Source organism: Candidatus Desulfolinea nitratireducens (assembly GCF_982879505.1).
In genome coordinates, this window is sequence record NZ_CEYOSI010000222.1 from 1 (window position 1) to 5,651 (window position 5,651).

The 5,651-nt window shown below is 50.5% G+C and carries 4 protein-coding genes; all 4 read left to right on the plus strand.

Translation table 11 applies throughout. The features are described 5' to 3' along the window. Positions 1–251: 251 nt before the first annotated feature. The 4 genes from lon (at position 252) to AC3DOM_RS15055 (ending at position 5,631) form a co-directional block, all read left to right on the plus strand. Positions 252–2,714, plus strand: a complete 2,463-nt coding sequence (lon, locus tag AC3DOM_RS15040) for an endopeptidase La (protein ID WP_487919862.1) — start codon at positions 252–254, stop codon at positions 2,712–2,714. A 103-nt stretch (positions 2,715–2,817) separates the two neighbouring features. Further along, on the plus strand, positions 2,818–3,618 hold the full coding sequence (locus tag AC3DOM_RS15045; protein WP_487919863.1) for an SDR family NAD(P)-dependent oxidoreductase: 801 nt from the start codon (positions 2,818–2,820) through the stop codon (positions 3,616–3,618). A gap of 29 nt (positions 3,619–3,647) precedes the next feature. Next, the gene (locus tag AC3DOM_RS15050) at positions 3,648–4,754 is read left to right on the plus strand and encodes a M24 family metallopeptidase (protein ID WP_487919864.1); all 1,107 of its coding nucleotides are present in this window, start codon (positions 3,648–3,650) and stop codon (positions 4,752–4,754) included. A 112-nt stretch (positions 4,755–4,866) separates the two neighbouring features. Then, positions 4,867–5,631, plus strand: a complete 765-nt coding sequence (locus AC3DOM_RS15055; protein WP_487919865.1) for an alpha/beta hydrolase — start codon at positions 4,867–4,869, stop codon at positions 5,629–5,631. Positions 5,632–5,651: the final 20 nt, after the last annotated feature.

Here is a 5,651-nt window from a genome sequence, read left to right on the forward strand (position 1 = left end):
GGTTGCGTGCGAAGCGGTTGAGCCTGTCGAAGAGGCAGTTGCCCGAGCGTTAGATATTGCCGGGGATCAAGCGCTTGTTCTATCCGCCGGATCAATTTTTCTGACCGCTGCTGTACGCGCGGTTTTGAGTGAAAATTTAAATAATTAGGATCACTGTCATTGCGAGGAGGCTGTAAGCCGACGCGGCAATCTCCCTCCCAGAACTGGAGACTGCCACGCAAAAGAAGCTCGCAGTGACGTATAGGAAAAGCATGAATCGAAACGACTGGTCATTTGAAGACGAAGAAGATTTTGGGATCTCCCTTTCACAGCGGACGGAGGAGCTTTATCGCGTCCCGAATCGTGCTGCAGACGCAGATGGGCTGATCGAGGCCTGGGCTATTCCTCTGCGTGATCTGGTGATTTTTCCAAGGATGGTCTCCCCGATTTTTATTGGGCGTGAGACTTCGTTACTTGCCATCCAGGAAGCCCAGATAAATGACCAGACTGTGATTGGCCTGACACAACGAGATGCCGATCTTGATACGCCTGGCGATGGGGATTTCTTGCCAATTGGTGTGGAATTGGCGGTGGGACGTTTGCTCAGTATGCCCGAAGGTTCCAGTTCTGCGCTGGTGCAGGGACGACGGCGAGTGGAGATTGTCGAATTTGTTCAACTGGAACCCTTTATACGGGTTCGTGCCCGCCCAATATTTGAGCCTAAGGAAACCGACCGTGAGATGCAGGCGCTGATGCGCTCTGTGCTCGAATCCTTTGAGAATTGTGTTCGCCTGGATCGAGCTATACCCGATGAAGCCCATCTCTACGCGCTGAATATTGTTGAGCCAGGCTGGCTGGCAGATATGATTGCTTCTTCACTTTCAATCTCTGCACAGGAAAAACAAAAACTACTCATGCTTCCAGACCCTGCAACTCGCTTGCAGCAACTTAATATTTTGCTGGTGCAGGAGGTGGATGTCCTGGAACTTGAAAATAAAATTCATACCCGTGTCCAATCTGAAGTGGATCGTAGCCAGCGTGAGTTTTATTTGCGCGAACAGCTGAAAGCCATCCAAAGCGAATTGGGGGAAGGGGATATTTGGGGGCGGGATATTGCCGAAATCCGCAAGAAGATCGAGGATGCCAAACTACCCAAAGAAGCCAAAGAGACAGCGAATAAAGAAATGGAACGGTTGATGCAGATGCCCCCGATGGCACCTGAGGTGGGAATCATTCGCACCTATATCGATTGGATCGTTGACCTGCCCTGGAAACAATCCTCGAAAGATAAGCTTGATGTAAGTCATGCGGCAGAAATTCTTAACCGTGATCATTACGGTTTGAAAAAGATCAAAGATCGTATTCTCGAATATATTGCCGTGCGCAGTTTGAAACCAAAGAAGGAACGTCAACCGATACTCTGTTTTGTTGGTGCGCCGGGAACGGGGAAAACCTCGTTGGGACGCTCCATCGCCGAGGCGCTCGGACGTGAATTTGTCCGTGTTTCCCTGGGCGGGGTGCGCGATGTTTCAGAAATACGCGGTCACCGCCGGACCTATATCGGTGCGCTACCCGGACGGATCCTCCAGACGATGAAGAGGGCCGGTAAAGCCAACCCGCTTTTCATGCTCGATGAAATCGACAAACTGGGCTCCGATTTTCGCGGCGATCCCTCATCCGCATTGCTCGAAGTTCTCGACCCGGAGCAAAACTACGCCTTTAGCGATCATTATCTTGAGATCCCATTTGACCTTTCAAAGGTCATGTTTATCACCACAGCCAATTCATTACATGATATTCCCGATGCTTTGCTTGATCGGATGGAGGTGATCGAGTTCCCCGGTTATATCGAGGAAGAGAAGCTTGCCATTGCCGATCAGTATCTCATCCCGCGCCAGATAGAAGAGAGCGGCGTAGATGATCTTGGGATACGTTTTTCACCAAAGGCTCTGAAGAGCATTATCCGTGAATACACCTATGAGGCCGGTGTCCGCAATTTGGAGCGTGAGATCGGTCGTGTTTGTCGCAAGGTGGCGAGGCTCAAAGCAGAAGGGAAACATTATCCGCAGCAGATCACCCTGCGCGCTATAGAAAAATTCCTTGGGCCACCAGATTACTTCATCCCGCAGGCAGAAGAGCAGGATGAGGTCGGGGTTGCAACCGGTCTCGCCTGGACGATAAATGGTGGTGAGATCATGTCCATTGAAGTTGCCATCCTCGAGGGGAAAGGCAATCTCCAGATCACCGGTCGGGTTGGCGATGTGATGCAGGAATCCGTTCAGGCCGGGCTGACCTATCTGAAATCCCGTGCGACAGATTTTGAAATCCCTCTCGAAGTTTTCGATCGGATGGATATTCATCTTCACTTGCCGGAAGGCGCGATCCCGAAAGATGGCCCCAGTGCAGGCATTACCCTGACAACGGCGATGGTCTCAGCACTGACGGGACATCCCGTTTATCATGATGTAGCGATGACTGGTGAGATCACCCTGCGTGGGCGCGTTCTGCCTGTCGGCGGTGTCCGGGAGAAAGTCCTCGCCGCTTATCGCTCCGGGATGAAGGTGATATTGTTGCCAGAAAAAAACATGAAGGACCTGGTGGATATTCCCAAGGCAGCCCGAACTGACTTGAAGCTGATCCCAGTCAAGCATATGGATGAGGTTCTTAAGATTGCCATTGCACCCGAACAGACTATTGATCCGCCACGCCCGTCTCAAAAAGAGGAAGAGGATTGAGAAGACTTCAGACATTAGACATTAGACTTCAGACAACAGGGCTGAAATCTGAAATCTGAAGTCTGAAGTCTTAAACCTGAAGTCATAACCCAAGGATGGACTCATGCAACTCAAAGACAAAGTAGTACTGATCACCGGTGCCTCCTCTGGTTTTGGCGCAAGTGCAGCTTTTCTCTTTGCTCATGAGGGAGCCAAAGTGATCCTGGTGGCTCGCCGCCTTGATCGCCTTCAAAAATTGGCCAATGATATCCAGGAGCAGGGATACGAGGCGCTGGCTATTCCCGTAGATATTGCAAGCCTTGCCGAGATCAGGCTGATGGTACAAAGTGCACTTGATTTTTATGGCCAGATCGATATTCTATTTAATAATGCAGGTTTTGGTCGCATGGATTGGTTTGAAAATCTCGATTCCGAACGTGATATCGAACCCCAGATTGCTGTTAATCTGACAGGGCTGATCCAGGTCACACGCGCTGTTCTTCCCCACATGATAGACCGGGGTGAAGGGCATATCATTAATATGTCCTCTGTTACGGGTTGGACAGCCGCACCGCTCTACAGCGTCTATGCTGCCACAAAATTTGGTGTGCGTGGCTTTTCCGATGCGCTCCGCCGCGAAGTGCGGCACCTCGGCATTCATGTATCGGCCATTTATCCAGGCTCCGCTGTGACTGAATTCAGTAATCAAACCAGTGATAAATCCATTAAGAAAAAATTTAAAACCCCTGCACGGCTCTCAATGACCTCTGACTATGTCGCCGCAAAAGTTGTTCAGGTTGCCTGGCGTCCCCGCCGCGCCCTGATATTGCCGTGGTGGATGGGAATTATTATCTGGATTAATAATCACTTTCCGGGTCTCTCAGATTGGGCACAAATCCGATTTTCTAAAAAATATCACAAATAATTGGTTTTTATAAAGAGATGGAGAACTCAATGAGCATTTCCCGTTTAGATAAACTTTTCACAGCCCTGGCAGATTTCGGTCTGGACGCTCTCGCCCTCAACCCCACCCCCAGCTTGCTATACGCGACCGGACTTCATTTTCATCTGATGGAGCGCCCCATCGTGGCCCTCTTTGCCGCAGATGGACGAATTGCGCTTGTTTTGCCTGAGTTGGAAATCGCCAAGCTGACGGGAATCCCCTATGATGTAGAAGCCTTCCCCTATAATGAAGATCCCACCACCTGGACAGATGTATTCCGCAAAGCCGTTAACTGCCTCGGTTTGGATGGGAAAAAGATCGGCGTAGAGCCGCTTGGGATGCGTCTTTTTGAACATAGCCATTTGCAGGCTGCGGCTCCCAATGCAAGCTTCCCGGATGCGACCGAAACCATGGCCTCTCTTCGTATTCGCAAGGATGTAGAGGAGATCGCATCCATGCGCAAAGCGGTCAAGATTGCCGAAGCTGCCCTCGAGGCTACTTTGCCAATGATCAAGATCGGTGTAAGCGAGAAAGAGATTGCTGCCGAGTTGGTCAGCCAATTGCTCAAAAATGGAACCGAATCACCAGTCCCCTTCCAGCCAATTGTTTCCGGAGGGCCAAATTCGGCCAACCCCCATGCTACCCCATCTGAACGTAAATTGCAGCAAGGTGATCTTCTGGTCATCGACTGGGGTGCCACAAATAATTCTTACGTCTCTGATATCACCCGCACCTTTGCTATTGGTGAAGTGGATCCGGAATATCTTAAAATCCACGAAATTGTGCAGCAGGCCAACGCAGCCGGACGGGCCGCAGCAAAGCCAGGTCTTCCCGCCAGTGTGGTGGATATCGCCGCGCGAAAAATCATCGATGAAGCAGGTTATGGCGAATATTTTACTCATCGCACAGGACATGGCATCGGTATGGAGGGACATGAAGCGCCCTATATGCGCGCGGATAATCAACGCATCCTCGAAGTGGGGATGGCCTTTACAGTTGAGCCTGGGATTTATCTGCCCGGTCGGAATGGTGTCCGCGTAGAGGATGATCTGGTCATCACCGAGGATGGCGCTGAGAGTTTGAGCACTTTGCCCCGCGAAATTCGTGTATTGGGGTAATAACCTTTGTATTGGGGTGGCGCAACTATACACCAACAATAAAATTCTATGGCAACCTGGATCGTTCATCTTCGCATTGCAGGAAACCTATAAATAGAATAGCTATATAACCATGATCATAAAAACTGCCGAACCCTTTTTCTTCCCCGGTAACAAAACGGGGTGCCTCCTCGTTCACGGTTTTACCGGCGCTCCCAAAGAGCTGCGCTGGATGGGGGAATATTTAGCGGAAGAAGGTTTCAGTGTCCTCGGTGTTCGGCTCGCCGGGCACGCCACAAATCCGGAGGAAATGATCCGCACCCGCTATATTGACTGGATGCACTCCGTCGAAGATGGGGTTTATTTTCTGCGTGGCGCAGCAGATCGCATCTTCCTGATCGGGCTTTCGATGGGTGGAGCGCTTTCTTTGCTCATGTCTACAAAATTGGAAGTCGATGGGGTCATCGCCATGTCAACTCCCTATAAAATTGATCTCCCAAGTCTAAAACTTGCGAAAATCCTTGCACCAATCGTGCCCTATATGAGCAAATCCAGTGATGAACCCGGGGCGACATGGTTCGATCAGGATGCATGGAAAGACCATATTTCCTATCCCCAAAATCCCGTTCGTTCGGCTGTTGAGATTTCCCTGCTATTGGAAGAGATGCGCGATTCACTCCCGGATGCCACCGCACCCACATTGCTGGTGCATTCACACAACGATACTTATATTCCTTCGGACAGCATGAAAAATATCTACAATGCCCTTGGCACAGACGATAAAGAGATGATGTGGGTCACCGAAAGCGGGCATGTCATTCCCCGTGAACCAGCAAAGGCACAGGTTTTCAAAGCTGCCTCAGCCTTTATTCACCGAATAGACAAAGCAGCCAAATGAATCCAGCACTCCTGCTTCTT

Coding starts and splice junctions, on each gene's coding strand:
- lon (WP_487919862.1), top strand. CDS start 252: ATGAATCGAAACGACTGGTCATTTGAAGACGAAGAAGATTTTGGGATC.
- AC3DOM_RS15045 (WP_487919863.1), top strand. CDS start 2,818: ATGCAACTCAAAGACAAAGTAGTACTGATCACCGGTGCCTCCTCTGGT.
- AC3DOM_RS15050 (WP_487919864.1), top strand. CDS start 3,648: ATGAGCATTTCCCGTTTAGATAAACTTTTCACAGCCCTGGCAGATTTC.
- AC3DOM_RS15055 (WP_487919865.1), top strand. CDS start 4,867: ATGATCATAAAAACTGCCGAACCCTTTTTCTTCCCCGGTAACAAAACG.